The following is a 22,389-nucleotide window of genomic DNA, read 5'->3' as shown; positions in this document are numbered from 1 at the left end:
TACCAGCCAGTCACAAAGCTAAACAGAGGTCAGCGTGGAGATCTGGATCAACCCCGACTGCTCCAAGTGCAGGTCGGCCCTGACGGTGCTCGACGCGGAGGGCGCGGGCTACACGGTGCGCAGATACCTGGAGGATCCGCCGACGGTGGCCGAGCTGGAGGACGTGCTCGCCAGGCTCGCCCTCGAACCGTGGGACATCACACGGCTCGGCGAGAGCGTGGCGCGCGAGCTGGGGATGGACGCCTGGCCGAAGGACCGGGCGAGGTGGCTGGCGGCGCTGGCCGAGCATCCGGTGCTGATCCAGCGGCCCATCATCGTGGCCGACGACGGCACGGCGCGGGTGGCGCGCTAGCGCCCGCTGATCCACACGTTGCCCTCGGCGGTGCGGGCGACGATCTTCCTGGGGGAGGTGGGTTCTGCGAGCACCTCTCCTGTCGTGTCGACGTTCTCCCCCGAGGTGGTGATGGCGTAGGGCTCCCCGGTGGGCAGGTTGAGTCGGATGTCGCCCGAGGCTCGCACGATGACGCTGACGTCGGAGGGGGCCTTGCTGTACGACAGGTCGGCGTTGCCCTTGCCGATCTCCACGTCGGCGGGGCCGCCGCGCAGGTCGTGCGCGTTGACGTTGCCCGTCTGCGTGCGCGCCCAGAGGCTGGCCGGCGTCTGCCCCGCCTCGACGTCCCCGGAGACGGAGCTCAGCCGCAGCGCGCCGTAGATGCCACGCACGTCGAGCTCGCCGGAGATCGTCGAGGCGTCGAGCGCGGTCTCCGGCGGGACGGAGATCACGTAGCTGGCCTGGCAGGTCGGCCCGTCCGGCTGGTCGGCGCCCGGACACGTGGCGCTGAGGCGCAGCACGCCGCCGTCCCACTCCTCCTTGACCTTCGGCTTGTCACCCGACCACTGGAGCGCCCTTCTCAGCGTGATGGCGCCGGCCGCGCCGGGCTCGACGGCGACGTCCACCGCGCCCTCGACCACTTCGATCTTCAGGCGGGAGCCGGTGAAGGGGACCGAGCGCTGGGTGTCCTCCGTCGGTTCGTCCGCCCTGGCGAGGAGCTCCCAGACGGCCGTGGAGGAGAACAACATCGCGACCGTCGTCGTCGCGATGCCCAGGAACAACCACAGGCTTTTGACGATGGTCATCACGGAGCACCTTTCAGGAATCGCAGGACGGCGAGGACCCGCCGGTGGTCCCCTTCCGCAGGGGGGAGGTCGAGCTTGGTGAAGATGTTGCCGACGTGCTTGCCGACCGCGCCCTCGCTGAGCACGAGCGCCTCGCCGATGCCGCTGTTGGACCTGCCCTCCGCCATCAGCGCGAGCACCTCGCGCTCGCGCCTGGTCAGCTTCTCCAGCGGGTCCCTGTCGCCGCGCAGCAGGAGCTGGGCGACGACCTCGGGGTCGAGTACGGTGCCACCGGCGGCGACCCTGCGCAGCGCGTCGAGGAAGTCGCTGACGTCGGCCACCCGGTCCTTGAGCAGGTAACCCACGCCGCCGCTCGCCGAGGAGAGCAGCTGCGCCGCGTACCGCTCCTCGACGTACTGCGACAGCACGAGCACGGGCAGCCCCACGTGCTCCTTGCGCAGGACGAGCGCGGCGCGCAGGCCCTCGTCGCTGTGCGAGGGCGGCATGCGGACGTCGGTGAGCACGAGGTCGGGCCGGTCGGCCGCGACCGCGCGCAGCAGCTCGGAGGCGTCGGACACGGCGGCGGCCACCTCCATGCCGCCCGCGTGGACCAGCTTGATGAGGCCCTCCCTGAGCAGCACGGAGTCCTCGGCCAGAATCACTCGCACGGAAGCTCCACCTTGATCCTCGTCGGGCCCCCGTCGGGGCTCTCGATGTGCAGCACGCCGTCCACGGAGGCGATGCGCTGGCTCAGCCCGCGCAACCCGGTGCCGCCGTCGAGGGCGGCGCCGCCCTTCCCGTCGTCGAAGACCATAAGGCGCAGCCGGTCGCCGCTGCGCTGGACGACGATCTCCGCGCTTGTGGCCTCGGCGTGCTTGCTGATGTTGGTGAGCGCCTCGGAGACCACGAAGAACGCCACGGCCTCGATCGTCGGCGAGATCCGCCCGCCGACGTCGACGCGGAGCTGCACCGGCAGCGGGGCGCGGGCGGCGATGCCGGACAGCGCGGCGTCCAGGCCCTCGTCGTTGAGCACGGCCGGGTGCAGGCCTCTGACGAAGTCGCGCAGCTCCTTCAGCGCCAGCTTGGCCTCGTCGTGCGCCTGCGCCAGCGCTTCAGCCGCCGGCTCGGACAGGTCGGTGATGGTGGCCCTGGCCAGGCCGAGGTTCATGGCGAGGGAGACCAGCCGCTGCTGGGCGCCGTCGTGCAGGTCGCGCTCGATGCGCCGCCGTTCCGCGTCAGCCGCGTCGACGGCGCCCGCCCTGCTCTCCCGCAGCGTCTCGATGCGCTGGGTCAGCTCGACGCGGCTCGGCCCGAGCAGTGCGGTGGCCATCGCCAGGTCGAGGGTGGCGAAGCCCCTGGCGATCCACGGCGTGACCAGGAGCAGGACGAGGCCGGAGGCGACGGCAACGGAGAGCACGATCGGGCTGCGGTAGTCGAAGGCGAACACGATCGGCGGCGGGAAGGCGACCGGCAGCAGGAACGACAGCGTGAGGATCAACGCGGCCGCCCACGCCATGCAGGTCACGAGCGTGCCCGCCAGCCCGAGGAACACGCTGAACAGGTGGTAGACGGCCTGCCTGCGGGAGTAAGGGGCAGACGGGATGTCCACCCCCTGGAACGCGGCGAACCTGGACCGCTGCACCCGGGTGAACAACGACACCGCGCGCCGCCACAGGCCGGGCCACACGATGAGCACGATCGTCAGGAACCCGGTGATCGTCGAGACCACGAGCCCGGTGACCACGTGCGCGGTGTCCAGCCAGGCGCGCGCTGACCAGGGCAACTTCATGGTCTCTACGGTAGAGACCTCCCGGGGCGCGCCGACATAGGTGTGGTAGCCGGGAAAAAGGTGGGGCTAGCCCCACCTACAGCGGCACCGACCAGCCCTTCTCCTTGAACAGCGGCGCGTGCTCGGCGTTGACGAACAGCCGGTCCTCCGGGTTGGGGATGCGGAAGTAGCTCTGCGGGTGCAGCAGCTCGTGCGCGTTGTCCGACAGGTCGAGCACGAAGCGGTCCGGGGCCCGGCGCTGGGCCAGGAAGCGCAGCTCGAACGGGAGCAGCTTCAGCGGCTCAGCGGTGTTCCACAGGCCGAGTCCCGCCTCGCGCGCCTGCCGTACCCCCTGCCTGGCCCGGCCCAGGGTGCCCGCCTCGGCGATCGTGCGGGCGCTGCCCGGCTCGGGCACCGCGTCGAAGATGCGGCCCTCCTGACGGACGAAGGGGTCGACGTTGGGCCAGATGAAGTAGGGGATCACGTGCCCGGCCGCGAGCAGGCGCTCGTTGTAGGGGTCGGGGCGCGGCTTCTCCCTCTGGTCGCGGTTGACGTAACACAGCAGCCTGCCGTACCTGTCGAGGATCTCGTGCGCGAAGGCCAGCCGCAGCTTGAACGTCTCGTCGGTGTGGCCCTGCTCGGTGATGTCCTGCTGGACCATCGCCTTGAGCGCCTCGGTGGACGGCTTGGCCAGCGCCGCGTGGTTGGCCGCCGCCTGCGGGCCGACCTTGGTCAGCAGGTGGTCGTGGAGGGCGGTACGGAGCACCAGCTCGGGGTAGCCCTTGGCGAACGGGTCGGTCAGGAACTCCGTCCACGCCGGGTGCTCGATCTTGACGAAGCCCTTGGGGTGACCGGGGAAGTTCGGGCTGCGCGGCAGCTCGAAACTGACCTCCGGGGCGTCGACGCCGAGCAGGCGGACGCCGAAGTTGCCGTCGGCCGCGATGTTGATGGTGTCGCCGTCGTGCACGATCTTGTCGACCGGCTGGGCGACACCGTTGGAGCGGGCCAGGAGAGCGTGGCCGACCGTGATGCCGGGGACCGGCTGTTCGATTGCCTTTGCCATGGCTGCATCATCACCTGTGGTAATCGAGAAGTCCCGAAATACCAGAACGAATACGGGTTACTACGCATCACACCGATCGTGATCCTTCACTTAGCCGCAGCGGCGGCCATCGCACTCACGCCAGCGAGCCTGCCCGACGGGTTTCTCCTCCTGGAGGCGCAGGCCAAGGGGCACAAGAACTGGTCGGTCGACGACACGCGCACCCTGCCCTTCGTCCTCAACCCCTGCTTCAAGGGCCACTGGGACAAAGGCCGCCTGGAGGCCAGGACCGTCGTCTACAGCCCTGAGGGAGAGGGCGGCGGCAAATGGGAGCAACTCATCGTCTACAAGGACGTCTCCTCTGCGGAAGCCGCGATGAAGGGGCTGCGTGGCCAGCTCGCCAAATGCCCGCCCGTCGCCAAGGAGGCCGCGCCCTCCCACTACTGGTACAAACCGCTGGACCTGGGTGACGATGCGCTCAGAGCGGGAACCCGTTTCGATGAGGGCGGTACGCACGACGTGGTCGTCAGGAGGGGCGCCGCGATCATGATCTACGGTCAGAACGACTGGCCCACGAAGAGCCTGCCGCTCAAGGGCTTCCGTCCCCTGATCAAGCTGGCCGAGGAGATGCTCGGCCAGGTCTGCCGGCTCCCGGAAGCCGCCTGCTAACGGCGGAACGCGCCGCCCAGCGTCGGGCCGAGACCGGCGCGGGCCGCCTCCAGGAACGCCTCGCCGCACAACCGGCCCGCGCCCTCCCGCAGGGCGCCCGCCAGGGGCCGCGCGGCGAGCATCTCCAGGTCGTCGGCCAGGCTCAGGTCGGCGGGACCAGGATCGGCAGGCCACGAGCCGATCACCACCCCGGCCAGGTCGAGGCCCCGGTGGGCCAGCGCCTCCAGCGTCAGCGCCGCGTGGTTGACCGCCCCGGCCACCACCAGGACCTGCGCGTCGAGCGACCTGGCCAGGTCCGCGACCGTCGCGCCGTCCTCGTCGTAGCGCTCCAGCAGCCCACCCGACCCCTCCACCAGCACCAGCCGGTTCGACTCCGCCAGCTCGGTAACCCGCTCCGCCGCCGCGCGCAACGAGACAGGGGGTAGCCCGCAGAGCCTGGCAGCCGCCGCGGGGGAGAGCTTCTCGGGGAACCTGGCCAGCTCGAAGGTGGTCGTCACCCCCGACATCCTGATGATGTCGTCGACGTCGCTCGCGTCGCCGGTCTGCGCCGGTTTGACCACGGCCACCGTCGAGCCGCGCGCCCTCGCCAGCGCGGCCACCGCAGCGGTCGCCACGGTCTTGCCGACCCCTGCGTCCGTCCCCGTCACCACTAGCACGCTCATCGGTCCCAAGTCTGAACCAAGAGGGACACAAGAGGGGAACCGCACGCTGGAGTCACCCAAGAAAGGAGGGTCTCCGATGGCCCCCAACCTGCTCGGCATCCGGATCGCCCACCGGGCCATGCGTGCGGACACCCGGCGCCTCGCCGTTCTCATGAACGAGATCGCCGCCGGTGAGCTTCTCCCCGACGCGGTACGGCTGCGCGCGATCGGCGGCTTCGCCACCCGGCTCTGCGCGACGATCAAGCACCACCACGAGACCGAGGACGACGTGCTGTGGCCGATCATCGTCAGGTCGGCCGGCGCGGCAGCCGATCTCAGCGACCTGACCGAGGACCACGAGGCGCTCGACCCGCTGCTGGACGAGGTCGTCCAGAACGTCGCCGCCCCAGCGCGCATGGCCAAGGCGCTCGCCCGGCTGGCCGACCTGCTCGACGAGCACATCGAGGAGGAGGAGCGGCTGATCTTCCCGCTCATCACCCGCTACGTGTCCGACGCCGACTGGAAGACCGTCGAGGACGCCGCGCGCAAGGGCAGCAAGCTGAGCTTCGAGCTGCCCAGGATCGCGCAGTACGCCAGGCCGGACGAGATGGACGCACTGCGCGAGGAGGCGGGCCCGCTCATGGTGGCGCTGCTGGCGCTCTTCAACCGCGGACACCGGAGGCGGCAGCGGCTGATCTTCGCCTAGCCTCGTCCGCCCAGTGTCCCGACCCGACGGACTCGGCCACCTTCGCTGCCCTGTCGTAGTGGTCCTTCGAGGGCAGGCCGAGCCGTACCGCCAGGTCGCCCAGGACCAGCGCGACGGGGCCGAGCGTGATCGAGCCGCTGTGCAGCCCGGCGAGCTGGCCCGACCAGGGCAGCAGCTCCTCGTAGCAGCGCGCGGCGACCTCGGTGTCGCCCAGCGCCACCGCGGTGATCGCGCGCTGGGTCTCCCACAGCAGCCAGTAGTAGTTACGCGGGTGCGGCATGTGGGGCCGCCACACCGCCCTGGCGGCGTCCAGGTCCCCGGCGGCGGCCAGCGCGCCCGCGTACACCTCGTGCACGCCCTCGTTCGGCGGGCCGCTGCGCGCTGCCAGCTCGAACAGCGCCCTCAGCTCGGGCACCAGGTCTCCGGCCGTGCCCCGGGCCTGCTTGACGAAGAACCGGCCGAGCACGCCGATCCAGGCCGCGTTCACCCCGCCGCGCTCGCCCATGAGCCGCGCCATCTCGGCGTAGGTGGCCTCGGCTGCGTCGAAGTCGCCCTCCAGCAGCCTGCGCACCGCGCCGAACAGCCCGAGTACGGCCAGCGCCAGGCCGAGCTGGCCGGTCGCCGACAGCTCGACGGCGCGGTCGGCGTGGCGCTGCGCCGTCTCCAGGTCGTTGCCGCCCAGGGCGACCATGAACAGCGCGTGGTGCCCCTGCATGAGGTAGCCGACCAGCCGGTGCGTCTCGCCCAGCTCCAGCAGCTCGTGCCCGAGCGCGGCCAGCTCGTCCCTGCGCCACGGGCCGACGACGGAGAAGTAACGCGCGTTGAGCGCCAGGCAGAGCAGGTCGGGACGGCCCAGCCGGCGGGCCAGCGCCACCGCCTCCAGCCCGGCCTCGTCCACCCGCTCGTCGTCGTGGCTCTCCAGCGCGAACACCAGCGCGGCCAGCAGGCGGCACCGCGTCACGTCGTCGTGCTCGGCGGCCAGCTCCCGCTCCACGGCGGCGACGAACGCGGGGTCGAGCGCGCCGTTCTCCTGCAGCGTCCAGGTGACCGGCGCGTCGTAGGAGGTCAGCGCCCTGGCCGCCTGGCCGGTGCGCAGGCCGAGCTGTACGGCGCGCGCCCTGGCCTGTAACGCGCCCACGACGTCGCCCGCGTGCGCGCGCGCCGAGACGAGCCCGCAGAGCAGGTCGAGCCTGGTGTCGTCGTCCTGGGCGAACTCCAGCGCCGCCTCCCACAACGCGGCCGCCTCCCGGTGCGCGTACAGCCCGGAGGCCTGTACGGCTGCCGCCGAGGCGTAACGCACCGCTTCGGGCGAGGCGGACTCCAGGGCGTGGTGGGCGAGCGCCGCCACGTCGGCCGGCCGTACCTGCTGGAGGGCGGTCAGGACCTTGCCGTGCAGGCGGGTGCGGCGGATCCGCGCGGTCTCCTCGTACAACGCCTGCCTGACCAGCACGTGCGTGAAGCGCACCTGGCCGGGGCGCGGCTCGGTCAGCAGGCCGGTGAGCACGCCCGCCTCCAGGCCGTCGAGCACGGCGTCCTCGTCCTGGAGGTGCAGGAGCACCTCGACGTCGGCGTCCCTGCCGACGATGGCCGCGTTGCGCAGCACGGTTCTGGCGCTGGCCGGGAGCCGCGCGATCCGTCGCCTGATCACGTCGCGCACGCCCAGCGGGAGCTTCTGCGCCGCCTCGGGGCCGTCGCCCGCGATGAGCCTGGCGACCTCGCTGACGAAGAGCGGGTTGCCCGCCGTCCGTTCGGTGACCGTACGCACCAGGTCGGCGTCCACCTCGCGCTCGGAGATCCTGGCGAGGACGGTGGCCACCTCGTGTTCCTCCAGCCCGTCGAGCCGCAGGTGGGCGCTCACGGACGCCAGGGCCGCCATGGTGGCGAACAGGTCGTCGCCCGCCTCGTCCGGGCGGTAGGTGGCGATCACCAGGACGTCCGCGCTGGTCAGGTGCCTGAGCAGGTGCAGGGTCTCGCTGTCGGCCCGGTGCACGTCCTCGACCACGAGCAGCAGCGGGCCGAGCCCGGCCAGGTAGTCGGCGAGCGCCCTGGCCAGCAGGAACTGGCTGGCGATCGGCACGCCGTCTTCTGTCAGCGGCCTCAGCCGCTCGTCTTTCGCGCCCAGTTGCCGCACGATCTCGCTCCACGCCCAGGCGGGCGGGGCGTCGCCGTCGATCTCCGGGCAGCGGCCGAACGCCACGCGCCTGGTGGAGGCGGCGGCGAACGCCTCGGCCAGCGTCGTCTTCCCCGAGCCGGGCTCGCCGCCCAGCCACACCGTCCTGTGCCCGTGCTGCTCCGCCTCCTCGCGCAGCCTGGCCAGCTCGCGCGCCCTGCCGACCAGGCCCTGGGGCTCTTGCTTGGGCCTCCTGGCGGGCTCGACGACGGCTGGGACCTGCAGCGACTCGTCCTGGCGCAGGATCTCCTGCTCCAAGGCCTTCAGCGCGGGCCCGGGATCGACGCCCAGCTCGTCCCTGAGCCTGTTCCTGGCCCTTCTGAGTACGGCGAGCGCCTCGGCCTGGCTGCCCGCCCGGTAGTGCGCCAGGGCCAGGAGACGCACTGCGTTCTCGCGCAGCGGGTGTTCGCGGACGTGCCCGCGCAGCTCGGGCACCGCCTCGGCGTGGCCGCCCGCCATCAGCGCCGCCTCCGCCCGGTACTCCACGGCCAGCAGCCGCAGCTCGGCCAGTCGCGCCGACTCGGGCGCCGCCCACTCGTACTCCGCGTAGGCGGGGCCCTTCCACAGCCCGAGCGCCTCGTCGAGCAGGCGGTGCGTGGTCGCGGGGTCGGCGTGTTTGAGCGCCTCGCCCGCTGCCTCGATGAGGTTCGGGAAGCGCCAGGCGTCGACGGCGTCCTGGGGGAGGGCCAGCCGGTAGCCGGGCGGGGCGCTCACGATCACCTGGGCGGGTGCGCGGGGCGGGCGGTCCGGTTCCAGGGCGCGGCGCAGGTTGGAGATGTAGACCTGGAGGGCGGCGAGGGCTTTGGGTGGTGGCTGGCCCTGCCAGAGGTCGTCGATGAAGCGGTCGGTGGAGATCACCTGCCCACCGGCGGCGGCGAGCCTGGCGATGACCGCCCGCTGGCGTGAGGTGCCGAGGTCGAGGGGGTGACCGTCCAGGGTTGCGTGGAGCGGTCCAAGAACGTGGAGGCGCAGCATGAACGTCCGTTTCCGAGCCCGTGTGATTCCCCGGCGATGATTTTCCCACGCGATCACCCCGGCCGACATGTTGTCTTTTGCCGGATATTTCGCTAGGAATCGTGGGTGTCGAGATCATGGCTGGGCCCCGCGGTCATCGCCGCTCTAGCCTTCGGCGTCCTCCTCGCGGGGGTGTTGGCGGTCATGCAGCTCCTGCCTGCAGGCAAACCCCGCCCGACGCCGACCGCGGTCAGCACGCCGTCCCGCCAGCCAGCCGGTATGGCCGCCGGTCTCACTCTTGCCCCCGGCCTCCGCAGCGAGGTCCTGGCGGCGACGGGCACCACACCGGAGGCCAAGGCGGACGGCGCGGCGAAGGAGCTCTTCTACGGCGTGGTCTACGGGAGCGACCCGACGCAGGACGTCTACTACCTCGCGGCCGGTTGGGCGCCCATGCGGCTCTGGACTCGTCCGGGTGTCGGCGAGTGGACCTACAAAGGCGACTTCCAGCCGTGTGGCGGCATCCTCCCGACGACGCTCACCGAGGCGTGGAAGCTGGAGAGCTGCCGGCGCTGACGCGTCGGCGTAACGGTGGGTCGTCGGCACGGCCGTCGGCTGTGTCCCTGGAATGTCCCCAGCCACGGTCGGCGACTGGGGATCCCACGGCTCCGCCGTACCCCTAAGGTCTTCTCAGCCTCGTGACGAACTTGTACCGGTCGCCACGGTAAAGCGACTGCGCCCACTCCACCGGATTCCCGTCCGCGTCGAACGCGTGCCGCGTCAGCAGCAACATCGGCAACCCCACGTCCACCCCCAACGCCTTGGCGTCGTACGGCGTGGCCAGCACGGTCTCGATGATCTCCTCAGCGTCCGTCAGCCGCACGTTGTAGGCGTTGTGCAACGTCTCGTACAACGACGAGTGCACCTCCAGCTCCCGGCGCAACCGCGGGAACCGCCGTGCCGACAGGTGCGTGGTGTCGATCGACACCGGCTCCCCGTTCGCCAGCCGCAGCCGGTGGATGCGCAACACGCGCCCGCCCGGGTTGATCGCCAGCCGGCGCGCCAGCGCCTCGTCGGCCGTGATGTAGCCGATGTCGAGGATCTTGGTGTCCGGCTCCAGACCCGCTGTGCGCAGGTCGCCGATGTAGGAGGTCAGCTGCAATACCTGCGCCACCTTCGGCTGGGCGACGAACGTGCCCTTGCCCTGGATGCGCAGCAGCCGTCCCTCGACCACGAGCTCGGTCAGCGCCTGCCGTACCGTCGTCCTGGACGTCTCGAACCGCACGGCCAGCGCCCGCTCAGGCGGCAGCGAGGCGCCGGCGGGCAGGCTCTTGGTCAGTTCGAGCAGGCTCCGCTTGACGTCGTAGTACTTGGGAACGCGCGGTGGATCTTCAGTCACGCTCACACCTTCATTTCAGCCACGGCGGTGAGGTCGTGTCTGATCACCGCGAGATCATCGGAACTCAGATGGGCCCGAACGGTCAACCACCACTCGGGCAGTCGGTGAAGAATATCCACAGCCATGGGCGCGCTGGCCAAGGGGCTCCCCTCCACTGTGTGATGGTTCTCACATTGTGAGATTCCCGAAAAAGCAGCCTTGAGTGCACGTCGAGTTGGTTGTTGTGGGGGAAAGCACGCATGATGCACTCGTGCCGACTCTCAGCGACCTCGCGGTCCGCCACACCGCGCTCGACGATGGCGACCTCGAGTGGCTGCACGCGCTCGTCTCCGACTGGCAGCTGCTCGCCGACCTCTCCTTCGCCGACCTCATCCTCTGGACTCCGCTGCTCAGCGGCCAGGGCTGGCTGGCGGTCGCGCAGATGCGCCCCACGACGGGTCCCACGGTCTACCACGACGACATCGTCGGCACGATCGTCTCCAAGGGCGAGCGCCACCTCATCGACACCGCCTGGAACGAGCGGCGCATCTGCCGCGAAGGCGACCCGGACTGGTCGACGGGCGTCCCGGTGCGCGAGGAGACCATCCCGGTCCGCCGTACGCTCCCGGATGGTGACGGCCGCATCCTCGGCGTGATCCAGCGCTCCACGAACCTCTCGTCGGCCCGCACCCCGTCCAGGCTCGAGCTCACCTACCTGCAAAGCGCCTCCGACCTGGCCCAGATGGTCTCCGAGGGCCGTTTCCCCTTTTCCGGGGAAGAGCCCATCCTCGTACGGTCACCCAGGGTCGGCGACGGCCTCCTGCGCCTCGACCGGGCCGGCCGCGTCACCTACGCCTCACCGAACGCGCTGTCCGCCTACAGGCGGTTGGGCCTCAACGCCGACCTGGTGGGAGCCGAGCTCGGGCGGGTGACCGCGACGCTCTGCTACTCAGACGAGCCGATCAACGAAGACCTCATGATCGTCGCAAGTGGGCGAGCGCCCAAGGAGACCGAGGTCGAGTCCGGCGGCACGATCGTGCAGCTCCGCGCGATCCCCCTGATCGTGGGCGGCGGCCGGATCGGCGCGCTGGTCCTCATCCGCGACGTGACGGAGCTGCGCCGCCGAGAACGCGAACTGATGACCAAGGACGCCACGATCCGCGAGATCCACCACCGCGTGAAGAACAACCTGCAAACCGTGGCCGCCCTGCTCCGCCTCCAGGCCCGGCGGCTGCAGGTCCCCGAGGGGCGGGAGGCTTTGGAGGAGGCCGTACGACGGGTGGGTTCGATCGCCATCGTGCACGAGACGTTGTCGCACGCGCCGGAGGAGTTCGTGGACTTCGACGACATCGCCGACCGGGTGATCGCGATGGCCGGCGAGGTCTCGGCGCCCGAGGCGATGGTCACCCCACGCAGAGTAGGCGCCTTCGGCGTCCTGCCCTCGGTGATTGCCACACCTTTGGCGATGGCCCTGACAGAACTCCTCCAGAACGCTCTGCAACACGGGCGGCCAAGGCGTCTGCAGGTGTTGGTCTCGTCGGAACGCCCAGCAGGCGAGCCAGGCAGGCTGGGCGTGGTCGTATGGGACGACGGCCAGGGACTACCGGAGGGCTTCGTCTTGGAGAACTCGACGAGTTTGGGCTTGCAGATCGTGAAGACCTTGGTGGTGGGCGAACTCTCCGGCAGGCTGACCATCGAACCCAGGGAGGGCGGCGGCACCGAAGTAACCCTCTCCCTCCCCTTGCCCGCCTCGTAACCATCCATCGTCGGCCCGAGCCGCCAGGCAGTGGGACCTTGGTCATGAGAAGCCCGCGTCGTGCGTGACCCGCCTCACCACAGGAGATCGTCTGTGGTGTTGGTCAGCGTTTCACGAAGCGTCGCCGCCAAGGCATTATCTCTAGCTCCAAGGGAGCGAAGTCCGGCAGCGACCTCCTCCGCAGGGATCCACATACGGCGAGCACGCACCTGCTGATTCGTGTCCAGGGCGTCCATGTCCTCAACTCGCCGCAGAATCTCAGCCCTGTGGGTTCGCAGGTCGCGAGGATTCGTCGCCACAGCCTCCAGCGTAGCGAGATCACTCCGTTCACACCGGATAGTGACTCGTGCGGTAGGGAGGGGGCCTCTCGGACCAAAATGGTGCGATGACTGCACCCCCTGCCCCACGGTCCTCAGCTGAGATTCGCCAGTACCTCATCGGTCGGCTCAATCACGCCCTGCGCCGTCCGGAGATGTTCGGCGGAGAAGTTGCTCTGCGACTATTGCTCGATCATCTTGCCTACGTAGACAAACGCGAAGCGTCGTGGGCGGCAGAGTGGCGCGTGATGGAGGGGCATGGGACTCACAACGCGCTGGGCGTAACGGGTGCGTTCCAAGCCGTGATGCCAGGCGATTGCGGGCACGGTGTTGCGTCGGCCTATGCGGAGTTCGTCAGAGCCTGCGGTTGGCTGGAAGTAACTGAGGTGCTCTCTGCCGACGAATATGCGGCCATGGACGAGAGACTGGACGATTGGGCCGTCCAGGACCACACCCTCAGCGAGGTGGTGGACACATTCGGCGCACCATCCGTGCTCTTCGGCGGCAGCAGCCCCCTGTACGGCAAGACGCTCGGATACGTCGCCATGCAGTCCGCGAATCCGATGATCTTCTTCCACCTCTGGAATGGAACCGATCCTGGAGATCCGTCGAGCCGGCGGCCGGTCTACAGCGAGCCCCTCCTTCTGGCCATCCGCCGGGGCTCTGTGCCGTTCTGTGAGGCCTTTACCTTCACCCCGGAAGGGTGCAGGCGTCGCCCTGAGACCGGCTGACCGTCCTGGACGTCAGATGCACGGACGGAAACTGCCAGAAGTGGCCAGCCACAGCAGGACCAGGGGCGGGTGGGTGGGTGGGTGGGCGGAGGGCGGGCAGGCGGGTGTGAAGGGTGTGTGTTGTGGGGGTGAAGGGGTGTGGAGTCAGAGGGGTGGAAAAGGAAGAGCGATCACGCTGATTGCAGCGGTCATGTGCAAGACATGACCGGAACAACCGCGTGATCGCTCCTCGACGTGGTCGCGAAAGCCTCGCGGACCCCGTTCAGACGTTGGCCCTGGCTCGAGCGCGAGCCGTACGGCGCTTGAGTGCGCGGCGCTCGTCCTCGCTCAGACCGCCCCACACGCCGGCGTCCTGACCGGACTCGAGGGCCCACTTCAGGCACTTCTCCACGGCCGAGCAGGAACGGCAGACCTGCTTGGCCTCTTCGATCTGCATCAGTGCGGGACCGGTGTTGCCGATCGGGAAGAACAGCTCAGGGTCCACGTCACGGCAGGCAGCTCTGTGGCGCCAGTCCATGCGTCCACTCCTTCGTCGAGGAGCCGTGTGGGCTCCGGTGCGGCATGACTTTGTGAAGACTTTCACTAACTAGCGCGAACATTTACCCGAGTCCTGGTTAGACCCGGGGGATGTTCGCTGAACATCGGAAGGATCTTTGGGGGTTCTGCAAAGGTCCTACGTTCCGACGTCAGATTCGAGATTGTCAGCCACGCAGAGTGCACGCAAGAGGGTTGGTGGGAAGTTTTGGCGGATATGGATGTCGGATGCGTCACACAATGACCGAATGTAACCAGCTAGACCAGAACTTGTAACGCGTTCGGGATAGACCGGAATGTCACCCATTCGCGTTCCCCCAGGTAGTCGCCGTCGAGCTGGAACGCCACCGGCCGCTCGGCGGTCAGCGTGAACTCGGGCTCGTCATGAAGCTGCACCAGGTGCCGCCCGTGGGGCAGCGACCCGTCGCTCTCCCGCAGGATCTGCCGCACGATCGGCAGGAAGGACGGCAGGCCCATCCGCTGCAGCCCCAGCAGGTCGAGCCCCGTTTCGAAGCTCGCCCACGGGGTCGGGGAGACCGGGCGCGAGCCGACGTATGTCCACGGCGAGGTGTTGGAGATGATCGCCAGGTACACCCCCTTCGCCGTGGGGATCCCCGGGCCGGTGACGGTGATCGCGGGGTGGCGTTTGTCGGTGAGGAAGTAGTGGCGCACGGCGGTGTTCACATAGCGCGCGGGAGTGGCTTTACGGCCTGCGCCCCGCAAACCCTCGACAGCCCGGACGACCTCCGCGTCGTACCCCATACCAGAGCAGAAGGTGAAATATCGGGACTCGTTGTCCCACAGGGCTTGGCCCAGGCCAACAGTGCGCCGCCGATCCTCCTGCAACGCCTCAAGCACCGCGCCCGTCGCCTCCACCGGATCGTTGGGCAGACCCAACGCTCGCGCGAAGACGTTCGCGCTCCCCCCGGGGATCACCATCAGCGCGGGCCGGGTGTCGGCGGACGCGCCGGTGTCCGCGTTGAGCAGCCCGTTGACGGTCTCGTTGATCGTCCCGTCCCCGCCGAGCACGGCCACGGCGTCGAAACCCTTCGCGCACGCCGTCCCCGCCAGCGTCGCCGCGTGCCCCCGGTAGCCGGTCTCCTCGACCGTCAGATCCACGGCCGCACCAAGGGCGCGGATCAGCACGTCGCGGGTGCGGTGGTTGGTGGTCGTCGCCTTCGGGTTGACCAGGAGCATGGCGCGCATATCGCCAGCGTATCCGCTGATCACCAAAACCAGACGAGGCAGTCGTAACGGCGGGTAATGGGCACGCTCGTCGTCGCGTGTCCCTGGACGGAGCCCGGCCACGGTCGGCGAGTGGGTGTCCCACGGCTCCGCCGTACAGACAACACCACGTCAGAAGGGAGAGCGACGCCACCCAGCGGTAGGGTGCGGGGGTGAACAAGCCGTGGACGCTGGTGACAGGGGCCGCAGTGGTGGCCGTCGAGGGCCTGGCGGCGCTGGCCTTCGGGATCTTCCTCGGCGTCGAGACCCTCGGCGGCGGAGCGCAGGAGACCACCGCAGCCATCGCCGAGGTCGCGTTCTTCCTGCTCATCGGCGCCGGTCTGGTCTGGGTCGCGTACGGCGGGCTGTTCAAGGTCGAGCGCTGGGGCCGCACCCCAGGCGTGCTCGCGCAGATCTTCCTCATTCCCGTCGGCGGCACCGTGCTCGCCGACGGGCAGCCGCTCATCGGCGTCCCGCTGCTGGTGCTCGCCGTGCTGGGGATCGGCACGCTGCTCGCGCCCCCGACCACCCAGGCACTCTACGGCGAGGACCGCTAGTCGTCCGCGGTAAGGCCCTCGCGCAGCTGTGCCAGCGTCCTGGCCAGCAGGCGCGAGACGTGCATCTGCGAGATGCCCAGCTCTGTTGCGATCTGCGACTGCGTCATGTTCCCGAAGAACCGGAGCAGCAGGATGCGCTTCTCGCGCGGCGGAAGCCGTTCGAGCAGCGGCTTCAGCGACTCCCGGTACTCGACACCCTCGAGGGACTCGTCCACGATGCCCAGCGAGTCGGACACGGCGGGCGCGTCGTCGTCGCCAGAGTCCGGCGCGTCGAGGGAGACCGTCGAGTAGGCGTTCGCCGACTCCAGGCCCTCGAGCACCTCCTCCTCGGTCATCTTGAGGTAGGTGGCCAGCTCGGCCACCGTGGGCGCCCTGCCCTCCCGCTGCGACAGCTCGCTGATCGCCTTGGTGAGCGACAGCTTGAGCTCCTGCAGGCGGCGGGGCACGCGGACGGCCCAGCCCTTGTCGCGGAAGTGGCGCTTGATCTCCCCGACGATCGTCGGCGTGGCGTAGGTGGAGAACTCCACCCCGCGGCCGAGGTCGAAGCGGTCGATCGACTTGATCAGGCCGATGGTGGCGACCTGGGTGAGGTCGTCGAGCCACTCGCCTCTGTTGCGGAACCGGCGGGCCAGGTATTCGACCAGGGGAAGGTGCAGCTCGACCAGTTCGTCCCTGATGCGTTGCCTGCGCGGCTCGTCGGGACCGAGCTCGGCGAGCTCGCCGAAGAGCATGCGGGCGCGCACCCTGTCGGGCACGGCGTGGTCGCTGGTGGCCATGGCACCCGTCCTTTCCGTCACGCCGGCCCCGCTGAAGACTGGGCCGCGCCTCGGCGCTTACGCAGGACGATCGCCATGCGGTCGGGGGAGTCTGTCACGGCGTCGACATCGTCTGCCAGGGCAGTCAGCACCATCCACGCGAAATCATCTCGTTTGGGCGCGGAGCTGCCGACGGTCGCGACCTCGACCCGGACCTGCATCTCCTGCCCGGTGAGCTCGAACTCGGCGGTCAGGTCGGTGCCAGGCACCGCCTCCGCCAGCAGCATGGCGCACGCTTCGTCGACCGCGATCCGGAGATCCTCGATCTCGTCCAGCGTGAAGTCCAGGCGCGCGGCCAGCCCGGCGGTAGCCGTACGCAGCACGGACAGGTAGGCGCTCGCGGCGGGCAGCCGGACGCTGACCACGTCGCGGATGCCGGCCATGCCCTCGGCGCGCGTCTCGGTCTCCTCGGTCACGTTCCTCCTCGCTTGGAGCGTCCCCGCTTGGGGTAGCGGGGTGCTGTCTGCAACTTACCGCCCCTGGGCGGTCGTTGGCGGATTCAGACGCGCCATCAAAGGAAAAAGGCCCCGCGGGTGCGGGGCCTTTTGAGACCGTTTAGGCGGCCTTGGTCTCCCAGAAGATCTTCGAGATCTCGTCGATCTTGCCCAGGAGGTCGTCGGCCTTGGCCACGTCGACCGTGCCCTTGCCACCGGCGGCGCCGGCGAGCTTGGTGGCCTCCCAGAAGAGCTGGTGCAGCTGCGGGTAGGTCTCGAGGTGCGGGGGCTTGAAGTAGTCGGTCCAGAGCACCCAGAGGTGGTGCTTGACCAGCTCGGCGCGCTCCTCCTTGATGGAGAGGGCGCGCGAGCGGAAGACCGGGTCCTCGTTGCCTGCGTACTTCTCCATGATCGCCTTGACCGACTCGGCCTCGATGCGAGCCTGGGCGGGGTCGTAGACACCGCAGGGCAGGTCGCAGTGCGCGGAGGCGACGTGCTTGGGTCGTAGCAGTCGTGCGAGCATCAGAAAGTCCTTCCTTGATGCTGAAATCAGCTTGGTCCAGGAACGACCTTACTCGCGAAGGGGAGCCGAGGCTTATGAGGGTGCGGGTGGAGGGTGACTCGATGCGTCCCGCTCTCCTGCCCGGAGACTGGCTGTTCGTACGGCGGAGCGCAGCCGTACGCCCCGGTGACATCGTCGTCGCACGCCTGCCCGGCGACCCCGCCCAGCTCATCGTGAAGCGGGCGCAGTGGCACGGTGAGGACGGCTGGTGGCTGGAGAGCGACAACCAGCGGGCTTCCGGCCGCCGCGACAGCTGGGACTTCGGCCCGGTCACCGAGATCGTCGGCCGGGTCGTCCTGCGCTACTGGCCGCTCAGGCGGCGGGCTTGACGCCGAACCACCTGGTGTAGAGCTGCGCGTAGGAGCCGTTCGCCTTGGCGGTGCTCAGTGCCTTGTCGACGCTGGTCAGCAGCTTGGCGTCCCCTTTTCGTACGGCGATGCCGTACTGCTCGCCGGTCTCCAGCGAGTCCGCGACCTTCAGCTCGCCACCGAGCTTGAGCTTGGTCAGCCAGACCGCGATCACCGGCCGGTCCTGCACCAGCGCGTCCACCTGGCCGGTCTGCAGCGCGATGAGCTGCTGCAGCGAGTCGTCGTACTTCACCGACTCCAGCCCCTTGCTCTTGACGAAGTCGAGCCCCGTGGTGCCGGTCTGCACCCCGACCTTGCCCTGCTTCACGTCGTCGAGCGAGTGGATCTTGCTGCCCTTCCTCGTCATGACCGCCTGGGTGGCGTCGAAGTAGGGCGCGGAGAAGTCGAGGTCCCGCTTGCGCTGGTCGGTGATGGTCAGCCCGGCGGCCGCGATCTCGCAGGTGCCGTTGCGCAGGGCGCTGCCGTTCTGTATGGCGTCGAAGTCGGTGTTGACGACCTCCAGTTGCTGACCGGTCTCCTTCGCGACCAACCCGACGAGGTCGACGTCGAAACCGACGATCTTGCCGTTGTCGTCGAACTCGAACGGGTCGTAGGGCGCGTTGGTGCACATCGTGAGCTTGCCGTCGGCCGAGGGGTTGGTGGCCGGTTCCGCCGCGCAGGCGACCAGGGCCAGGATGAGGGCCCCGGCCGCCGACGCGTGGGTGAGGATCTTCATGAGTGAAGGGTGCTGTGCAGACATAGACGAGAAATCAACGTTCTTCTGGATGGAGGACGCGCTTGAGGAAAGTACGCGTCCTTTCGTGCTGAGGTGCGCCGATGACCTGCGACGGCGGGCCGTCCTCGACGATGACGCCACCGTCCATGAAGACCACCCGGTCGGCCACCTCGCTGGCGAACCCCATCTCGTGGGTCACCACCAGCATGGTCATGCCTTCTTCCGCGAGCTTGCGCATGACGTTGAGCACGTCACCGACCAGCTCGGGGTCGAGGGCTGAGGTGGGCTCGTCGAAGAGCATCAGCGCCGGGTTCATCGCCAGGGCTCTGGCGATGGCGACCCGCTGCTGCTGCCCGCCGGAGAGCTGCGCCGGATAGGCGTCGCACTTCTCGCCGACGCCGACCTTGTTGAGGTTGTCGCGGGCGACGACCTCGGCCTCGGCCTTGCTCCGCTTGAGCACGCGCTGCTGAGCGATCATGACGTTCTGCAGCGCGGTCATGTGCGGGAACAGGTTGAAGCTCTGGAACACCATGCCGATGTGACGCCTGGCGGCGTCGATGTCGACATCCGGGTCGGTCAGCTCGATGCCCTGGACGCAGACCTGCCCCTTGGTGGGCTCTTCCAGCAGGTTCACGCAGCGCAGCAGCGTGGACTTGCCCGAGCCCGAGGGGCCGATCACGCAGACGACCTGGCCGGTCTCGACGGTGAAGTCGATGCCCTTGAGCACTTCGTTGGTGCCGAAGTGCTTGTGCAGGTCCTTGACCTCGATGGCGTGTGTCATCGCTTCTCCAGCCTGCGCGCCAGGAGACCCAGCGGGATCGTGACGATCAGGTAGGTCAGGCCGGCGACCATGATCGGCGTGCCGTTGGAGTACTGCGACGCCACGTCGTTCCCGTACTTGGCCAGCTCCACATAGGCGCTGGACACCCCGATGAACTGGACGAGCGAGGAGTCCTTGAGCAGCGCCACGAGCTGGTTGGTCGTCGGTGGGATGACGATCCTGATCGCTTGCGGGATGACCACGGTGAACTGCGCCCTGATGGCCGACATGCCGAGCGACCTGGCGGCCTCGGTCTGCCCCTTGGGCACCGCCAGCAGACCTGCCCTGAACACCTCCGCCTGGTAGGCGGTTCCGATCAGCGCCAAGCCGAAGATGGCCTTCCCCGTGATGCCTCCCGGGATATCGGTGCCGTGGAACGCCAGAGGGATGAAGGTGATCATGATGAACACCAGCACGGCCGGCAGTCCGCGGAAGATCTCGATGTAGATGTTCGCGATCCAGCGGTAGGGCCGGACCTCGGACATCTTCATCAAGGCGAGGAGCAGGCCGAACACGAAGGACAGCGCGAAGCCGCCCGCCGTGTAGATGACCGTGTTCGCCAGGGCGATGGTGAAGAGCTCGGGGAGCATCTTCTCCGCCACCTTGGGCTTGGCGAAGACGTCCGCCAGGCTCGGCCAGTCCACATAGAGCAGGACGAACAGAGCGGCGACGATCAGGACGGTGTATTGAGTAACCCGTATGATCCGCTGCTTCTTGCGCGGGCTGAGCCGGGCCTTCGCCGGCTCAGCCGCCACCGACGGACTCGTCATCAGCCGAGCTCACCGGGCTTCTTGCCGAACCACTTGACGAAGATCTGCTCGTAGGTGCCGTCCTTCTTGGCGTTCTCGATCGTCTCGTTGATCGTCTTGAGCAGGACCGGGTCGGCGCCCTTCTTGAGGCCCACGCCGTACTGCTCGCCGGTGTCCAGGCTGGCGATCAGCTCGAACTTCTCGGCGACGTCCGGCTTCTTGAGCCACGTGAGGACCACAGGCAGGTCCTGGACGATCACGTCGGCCTGGCCGGCCTGCAGCGCGAGGAGCTCCTTGGGGGAGTCCGCGTACTCGGTCGGGTCGAGGCCCTTGCCCTTGACGTAGTCGAGGCCGGTGGTGCTGGCCTGGGCGCCGAGCTTGAGTCCCTTCGCCTTGACGTCGTCCAGCGACTTGGCCCCTGTGCCCTTCTTGGCCAGCAGGGCCTGCGTGGCGTCGAAGTACGGCACGGAGAAGTCGATGTTCTGCTTGCGCTCGTCGGTGATGGTCATGCCGGCGGCGGCAACGTCACACTTGCCGCTGGCCATGGCCGCACCGCTCTTGATCTGAGCGAAGTCGATGTCGACGATCTCCTGGGTCAGGCCGAGCTTCTTGGCGGCCAGGTCCACGATGTCGACGTCGAACCCGACGATCTTGCCGCTGTCATCCTTGAACTGGAACGGCTCGTACGGGATGTTGGTGCAGGTGGTCAACTTGCCAGGGTTGACGACCTTGGCCCCGCCTGCCGCATCGGCAGAGGCACTCGTGGTGCTGCCCGTGCCTGAGGAATTGCTGCCACAGGCCGTGAGCATGAGCGCGGCTGCGACGGTGAGTGCGCCTGCCGCATAGGTGCGGTTCCTGAGGGCCATGCGGCCTCCTCGGTGTAATAAGCATCAAATTGGAGTTTTGTGAAGTTTACGTGGCATTACGTAGCGGTCAGTCATCGAGGATTTAACGATGTGTCAACGGATCGGCCCTGGTTCCGTGTGGCACAATCGGGGAACGGGTGACCCCCGTACCCCCACCGAAGGGGATCCTGGCACCTACAGAAGCCAGGCCTCTTGTGGAGTCTTCCCATCCGATGAACTACAGGGGTCGCTGTGGCAGTCACGCCCGCATCTTCTACTTCCCTCGAAGCCCTCGATCTCGATCCCGCCTTCGCTCTCCACCGCGGCGGCAAGCTCGAGATCCGATCCACCATCCCCGTGCGCAACGCCGACGATCTTTCTCTTGCCTATACCCCCGGCGTCGCCAGAGTCTGCACCGCCATCGCCGAGAATCCGGAACTCGTCAGCGACTACACCTGGGTCTCCAACGTGGTCGCCGTCGTCTCGGACGGCACCGCCGTACTCGGACTGGGTGACATCGGCCCGGCGGCCGCCATGCCGGTCATGGAGGGCAAGGCGCTGCTGTTCAAGGAGTTCGCCGGGGTCGACGCCGTCCCGATCTGCATCGACTGCACCGACGTCGACGCGATCGTGGAGACCGTCGCCCGCCTCGCGCCGTCCTTCGGCGGCATCAACCTCGAGGACATCAGCGCCCCGCGCTGCTTCGAGGTGGAGGACCGGCTGCGGGCGATGCTCGACATCCCCGTCTTCCACGACGACCAGCACGGCACCGCCATCGTGGCGCTGGCCGCGCTGAAGAACGCCGCCAGGCTCACCGGGCGCTCCCTGGGCGACCTGCGCGCGGTCGTGGCCGGTGCCGGAGCCTCCGGCGTCGCGGTGACCCGCATCCTCCTCGAAGCGGGCATCGGCGACATCGCGGTCTCCGACTCCAAGGGGATCATCTTCGACGGCCGCGAGGGACTCAACTCCGTCAAGCAGGCCCTGGCCCGCGACACCAACAAGGACGGCTACACCGGCTCCACCGAGCAGGCGCTGGCCGGTGCCGACGTGTTCCTCGGCCTGTCCGGCTCCACGGTGTCCGAGGCGTCGATCGCCTCCATGGCGCCCGAGTCGATCGTCTTCGCCCTGTCCAACCCGACGCCCGAGGTGCACCCCTCGGTGGCCCGCCAGTACGCCAGGGTGGTCGCCACCGGGCGCTCCGACTTCCCCAACCAGATCAACAACGTCCTGGCCTTCCCCGGCGTCTTCCGCGGCGCCCTGGACGTCCGCGCCACCACCATCACCGAGAACATGAAGGTCGCGGCGGCCAACGCCCTGGCCGGAGTGGTGGGCGACGACCTGTCGGCCGACTACGTCATCCCGAGCCCGTTCGACGCCCGCGTCGCGCCCGCCGTCATCGCCGCCGTCTCCGCACAGGCGCGCGCCGACGGGGTCGCCCGCCTTTAGTCCCTGCAGGATGGGCCCTCGGGCCCATCCTTTAGGGAACGCCGAAACTCTCGTTACCCTTCGTGCTACAAATAA

Annotated in this window: 25 protein-coding genes; 9 read left to right on the top strand and 16 right to left on the bottom strand. The window is 68.8% G+C overall.

Annotated features, from left to right (window positions below; translation table 11 throughout):
* The first annotated feature begins 34 nt into the window (after positions 1–34).
* Positions 35–352: an ArsC/Spx/MgsR family protein gene (locus tag ACIBG8_RS42100; RefSeq protein WP_397348831.1), complete on the top strand. Its 318-nt coding sequence runs from the start codon at positions 35–37 to the stop codon at positions 350–352.
* Here the strand turns inward: ACIBG8_RS42100 and ACIBG8_RS42095 are convergent.
* The 4 genes from ACIBG8_RS42095 to ACIBG8_RS42080 all read right to left on the bottom strand — a co-directional run bounded on the left by ACIBG8_RS42095 (position 349) and on the right by ACIBG8_RS42080 (position 3,947).
* Positions 349–1,137 carry a hypothetical protein gene (locus ACIBG8_RS42095; protein ID WP_397348830.1) on the bottom strand — a complete coding sequence of 263 codons (789 nt, stop codon included), beginning with the start codon at positions 1,135–1,137 and terminating at the stop codon, positions 349–351. The genes ACIBG8_RS42100 and ACIBG8_RS42095 overlap by 4 nt on opposite strands.
* Positions 1,137–1,784: a response regulator gene (locus tag ACIBG8_RS42090; RefSeq protein WP_397348829.1), complete on the bottom strand. Its 648-nt coding sequence runs from the start codon at positions 1,782–1,784 to the stop codon at positions 1,137–1,139. The genes ACIBG8_RS42095 and ACIBG8_RS42090 overlap by 1 nt, the downstream gene beginning before the upstream one ends.
* Positions 1,775–2,905, bottom strand: coding sequence for a histidine kinase (locus tag ACIBG8_RS42085; RefSeq protein WP_397348828.1), 1,131 nt, complete (start codon positions 2,903–2,905; stop codon positions 1,775–1,777). The genes ACIBG8_RS42090 and ACIBG8_RS42085 overlap by 10 nt, the downstream gene beginning before the upstream one ends.
* Positions 2,906–2,981: 76 nt before the next feature.
* Positions 2,982–3,947 (bottom strand): thermonuclease family protein, encoded by a 966-nt coding sequence (locus ACIBG8_RS42080; protein WP_397348827.1) that lies wholly within the window; start codon positions 3,945–3,947, stop codon positions 2,982–2,984.
* 78 nt (positions 3,948–4,025) lie between these two features.
* On the opposite strand from ACIBG8_RS42080, the gene ACIBG8_RS42075 reads away from it, so the two are divergent.
* Positions 4,026–4,595 (top strand): hypothetical protein, encoded by a 570-nt coding sequence (locus tag ACIBG8_RS42075; protein WP_397348826.1) that lies wholly within the window; start codon positions 4,026–4,028, stop codon positions 4,593–4,595.
* Here ACIBG8_RS42075 and bioD read toward each other — a convergent pair.
* Positions 4,592–5,257 (bottom strand): dethiobiotin synthase, encoded by a 666-nt coding sequence (bioD, locus tag ACIBG8_RS42070; protein WP_397348825.1) that lies wholly within the window; start codon positions 5,255–5,257, stop codon positions 4,592–4,594. The two genes, ACIBG8_RS42075 and bioD, sit on opposite strands and share 4 nt — an antisense overlap.
* A gap of 76 nt (positions 5,258–5,333) precedes the next feature.
* Between bioD and ACIBG8_RS42065 the strand changes: the two genes are divergently transcribed.
* Positions 5,334–5,942, top strand: coding sequence for a hemerythrin domain-containing protein (locus ACIBG8_RS42065; protein ID WP_397348824.1), 609 nt, complete (start codon positions 5,334–5,336; stop codon positions 5,940–5,942).
* On the opposite strand, the gene ACIBG8_RS42060 is transcribed toward ACIBG8_RS42065, so the two are convergent.
* On the bottom strand, positions 5,899–9,087 hold the full coding sequence (locus tag ACIBG8_RS42060) for a BTAD domain-containing putative transcriptional regulator (RefSeq protein ID WP_397348823.1): 3,189 nt from the start codon (positions 9,085–9,087) through the stop codon (positions 5,899–5,901). The genes ACIBG8_RS42065 and ACIBG8_RS42060 overlap by 44 nt on opposite strands.
* A gap of 105 nt (positions 9,088–9,192) precedes the next feature.
* On the opposite strand from ACIBG8_RS42060, the gene ACIBG8_RS42055 reads away from it, so the two are divergent.
* Positions 9,193–9,639: a hypothetical protein gene (locus tag ACIBG8_RS42055; protein WP_397348822.1), complete on the top strand. Its 447-nt coding sequence runs from the start codon at positions 9,193–9,195 to the stop codon at positions 9,637–9,639.
* A gap of 103 nt (positions 9,640–9,742) precedes the next feature.
* On the opposite strand, the gene ACIBG8_RS42050 is transcribed toward ACIBG8_RS42055, so the two are convergent.
* Positions 9,743–10,462: a GntR family transcriptional regulator gene (locus ACIBG8_RS42050; RefSeq protein ID WP_397348821.1), complete on the bottom strand. Its 720-nt coding sequence runs from the start codon at positions 10,460–10,462 to the stop codon at positions 9,743–9,745.
* Between the two features lie 250 nt (positions 10,463–10,712).
* On the opposite strand from ACIBG8_RS42050, the gene ACIBG8_RS42045 reads away from it, so the two are divergent.
* Positions 10,713–12,197, top strand: a complete 1,485-nt coding sequence (locus tag ACIBG8_RS42045; RefSeq protein ID WP_397348820.1) for a histidine kinase N-terminal domain-containing protein — start codon at positions 10,713–10,715, stop codon at positions 12,195–12,197.
* A 385-nt stretch (positions 12,198–12,582) separates the two neighbouring features.
* On the top strand, positions 12,583–13,245 hold the full coding sequence (locus tag ACIBG8_RS42040; protein WP_397348819.1) for a hypothetical protein: 663 nt from the start codon (positions 12,583–12,585) through the stop codon (positions 13,243–13,245).
* A gap of 262 nt (positions 13,246–13,507) precedes the next feature.
* Here the strand turns inward: ACIBG8_RS42040 and ACIBG8_RS42035 are convergent, their stop codons facing one another.
* A complete protein-coding gene (locus tag ACIBG8_RS42035) occupies positions 13,508–13,762 on the bottom strand; it encodes a WhiB family transcriptional regulator (protein ID WP_397348818.1) in 255 nt (84 codons plus the stop codon).
* A gap of 275 nt (positions 13,763–14,037) precedes the next feature.
* Positions 14,038–14,985 (bottom strand): diacylglycerol/lipid kinase family protein, encoded by a 948-nt coding sequence (locus ACIBG8_RS42030; RefSeq protein ID WP_397348817.1) that lies wholly within the window; start codon positions 14,983–14,985, stop codon positions 14,038–14,040.
* Between the two features lie 191 nt (positions 14,986–15,176).
* Here ACIBG8_RS42030 and ACIBG8_RS42025 point away from each other — a divergent pair, with 191 nt between their 5' ends.
* On the top strand, positions 15,177–15,560 hold the full coding sequence (locus tag ACIBG8_RS42025; RefSeq protein WP_397348816.1) for a hypothetical protein: 384 nt from the start codon (positions 15,177–15,179) through the stop codon (positions 15,558–15,560).
* Here ACIBG8_RS42025 and ACIBG8_RS42020 read toward each other — a convergent pair.
* From ACIBG8_RS42020 to sodN, 3 genes are all read right to left on the bottom strand, one after another.
* Positions 15,557–16,336: an RNA polymerase sigma factor SigF gene (locus tag ACIBG8_RS42020; RefSeq protein WP_397348815.1), complete on the bottom strand. Its 780-nt coding sequence runs from the start codon at positions 16,334–16,336 to the stop codon at positions 15,557–15,559. The two genes, ACIBG8_RS42025 and ACIBG8_RS42020, sit on opposite strands and share 4 nt — an antisense overlap.
* A gap of 17 nt (positions 16,337–16,353) precedes the next feature.
* Positions 16,354–16,791: an anti-sigma factor gene (locus tag ACIBG8_RS42015; RefSeq protein ID WP_397348814.1), complete on the bottom strand. Its 438-nt coding sequence runs from the start codon at positions 16,789–16,791 to the stop codon at positions 16,354–16,356.
* A 139-nt stretch (positions 16,792–16,930) separates the two neighbouring features.
* Positions 16,931–17,332 carry a superoxide dismutase, Ni gene (gene sodN / locus ACIBG8_RS42010; RefSeq protein WP_397348813.1) on the bottom strand — a complete coding sequence of 134 codons (402 nt, stop codon included), beginning with the start codon at positions 17,330–17,332 and terminating at the stop codon, positions 16,931–16,933.
* Between the two features lie 17 nt (positions 17,333–17,349).
* Between sodN and ACIBG8_RS42005 the strand changes: the two genes are divergently transcribed.
* On the top strand, positions 17,350–17,700 hold the full coding sequence (locus tag ACIBG8_RS42005; RefSeq protein ID WP_397348812.1) for a S24 family peptidase: 351 nt from the start codon (positions 17,350–17,352) through the stop codon (positions 17,698–17,700).
* On the opposite strand, the gene ACIBG8_RS42000 is transcribed toward ACIBG8_RS42005, so the two are convergent.
* The 4 genes from ACIBG8_RS42000 to ACIBG8_RS41985 are packed head-to-tail and all read right to left on the bottom strand — an operon-like array spanning position 17,684 to position 20,889.
* Positions 17,684–18,454, bottom strand: coding sequence for a transporter substrate-binding domain-containing protein (locus tag ACIBG8_RS42000; protein WP_397348811.1), 771 nt, complete (start codon positions 18,452–18,454; stop codon positions 17,684–17,686). The two genes, ACIBG8_RS42005 and ACIBG8_RS42000, sit on opposite strands and share 17 nt — an antisense overlap.
* A gap of 34 nt (positions 18,455–18,488) precedes the next feature.
* Positions 18,489–19,235, bottom strand: a complete 747-nt coding sequence (locus ACIBG8_RS41995; RefSeq protein WP_397348810.1) for an amino acid ABC transporter ATP-binding protein — start codon at positions 19,233–19,235, stop codon at positions 18,489–18,491.
* On the bottom strand, positions 19,232–20,044 hold the full coding sequence (locus ACIBG8_RS41990) for an amino acid ABC transporter permease (protein WP_397348809.1): 813 nt from the start codon (positions 20,042–20,044) through the stop codon (positions 19,232–19,234). Before ACIBG8_RS41990 ends, ACIBG8_RS41995 begins: the two co-directional genes overlap by 4 nt.
* The gene (locus ACIBG8_RS41985; RefSeq protein ID WP_397348808.1) at positions 20,044–20,889 is read right to left on the bottom strand and encodes an ABC transporter substrate-binding protein; all 846 of its coding nucleotides are present in this window, start codon (positions 20,887–20,889) and stop codon (positions 20,044–20,046) included. The genes ACIBG8_RS41990 and ACIBG8_RS41985 overlap by 1 nt, the downstream gene beginning before the upstream one ends.
* A 231-nt stretch (positions 20,890–21,120) precedes the next feature.
* On the opposite strand from ACIBG8_RS41985, the gene ACIBG8_RS41980 reads away from it, so the two are divergent.
* A complete protein-coding gene (locus ACIBG8_RS41980; protein WP_397348807.1) occupies positions 21,121–22,314 on the top strand; it encodes an NADP-dependent malic enzyme in 1,194 nt (397 codons plus the stop codon).
* Positions 22,315–22,389: the final 75 nt, after the last annotated feature.

Source organism: Nonomuraea sp. NPDC050556, assembly GCF_044457355.1.
In the GTDB taxonomy this organism is placed as follows: domain Bacteria; phylum Actinomycetota; class Actinomycetes; order Streptosporangiales; family Streptosporangiaceae; genus Nonomuraea.
Note: the sequence above shows the minus strand (reverse complement) of the source record. Positions and strands in the feature narration are given on the sequence as shown.

What these genes read in the sequence shown, in the direction of transcription:
- ACIBG8_RS42080 (WP_397348827.1), bottom strand. Translation starts at nt 3,947, where the DNA reads ATGGCAAAGGCAATCGAACAGCCGGTCCCCGGCATCACGGTCGGCCAC.
- ACIBG8_RS41995 (WP_397348810.1), bottom strand. Translation starts at nt 19,235, where the DNA reads ATGACACACGCCATCGAGGTCAAGGACCTGCACAAGCACTTCGGCACC.
- ACIBG8_RS42060 (WP_397348823.1), bottom strand. Translation starts at nt 9,087, where the DNA reads ATGCTGCGCCTCCACGTTCTTGGACCGCTCCACGCAACCCTGGACGGT.
- ACIBG8_RS42020 (WP_397348815.1), bottom strand. Translation starts at nt 16,336, where the DNA reads ATGGCCACCAGCGACCACGCCGTGCCCGACAGGGTGCGCGCCCGCATG.
- bioD (WP_397348825.1), bottom strand. Translation starts at nt 5,257, where the DNA reads ATGAGCGTGCTAGTGGTGACGGGGACGGACGCAGGGGTCGGCAAGACC.
- ACIBG8_RS42000 (WP_397348811.1), bottom strand. Translation starts at nt 18,454, where the DNA reads ATGAAGATCCTCACCCACGCGTCGGCGGCCGGGGCCCTCATCCTGGCC.
- ACIBG8_RS42095 (WP_397348830.1), bottom strand. Translation starts at nt 1,137, where the DNA reads ATGACCATCGTCAAAAGCCTGTGGTTGTTCCTGGGCATCGCGACGACG.
- ACIBG8_RS42005 (WP_397348812.1), top strand. Translation starts at nt 17,350, where the DNA reads ATGCTGAAATCAGCTTGGTCCAGGAACGACCTTACTCGCGAAGGGGAG.
- ACIBG8_RS42035 (WP_397348818.1), bottom strand. Translation starts at nt 13,762, where the DNA reads ATGGACTGGCGCCACAGAGCTGCCTGCCGTGACGTGGACCCTGAGCTG.
- ACIBG8_RS42085 (WP_397348828.1), bottom strand. Translation starts at nt 2,905, where the DNA reads ATGAAGTTGCCCTGGTCAGCGCGCGCCTGGCTGGACACCGCGCACGTG.
- ACIBG8_RS41985 (WP_397348808.1), bottom strand. Translation starts at nt 20,889, where the DNA reads ATGGCCCTCAGGAACCGCACCTATGCGGCAGGCGCACTCACCGTCGCA.
- ACIBG8_RS42030 (WP_397348817.1), bottom strand. Translation starts at nt 14,985, where the DNA reads ATGCGCGCCATGCTCCTGGTCAACCCGAAGGCGACGACCACCAACCAC.
- ACIBG8_RS42065 (WP_397348824.1), top strand. Translation starts at nt 5,334, where the DNA reads ATGGCCCCCAACCTGCTCGGCATCCGGATCGCCCACCGGGCCATGCGT.
- ACIBG8_RS42040 (WP_397348819.1), top strand. Translation starts at nt 12,583, where the DNA reads ATGACTGCACCCCCTGCCCCACGGTCCTCAGCTGAGATTCGCCAGTAC.
- sodN (WP_397348813.1), bottom strand. Translation starts at nt 17,332, where the DNA reads ATGCTCGCACGACTGCTACGACCCAAGCACGTCGCCTCCGCGCACTGC.
- ACIBG8_RS41990 (WP_397348809.1), bottom strand. Translation starts at nt 20,044, where the DNA reads ATGACGAGTCCGTCGGTGGCGGCTGAGCCGGCGAAGGCCCGGCTCAGC.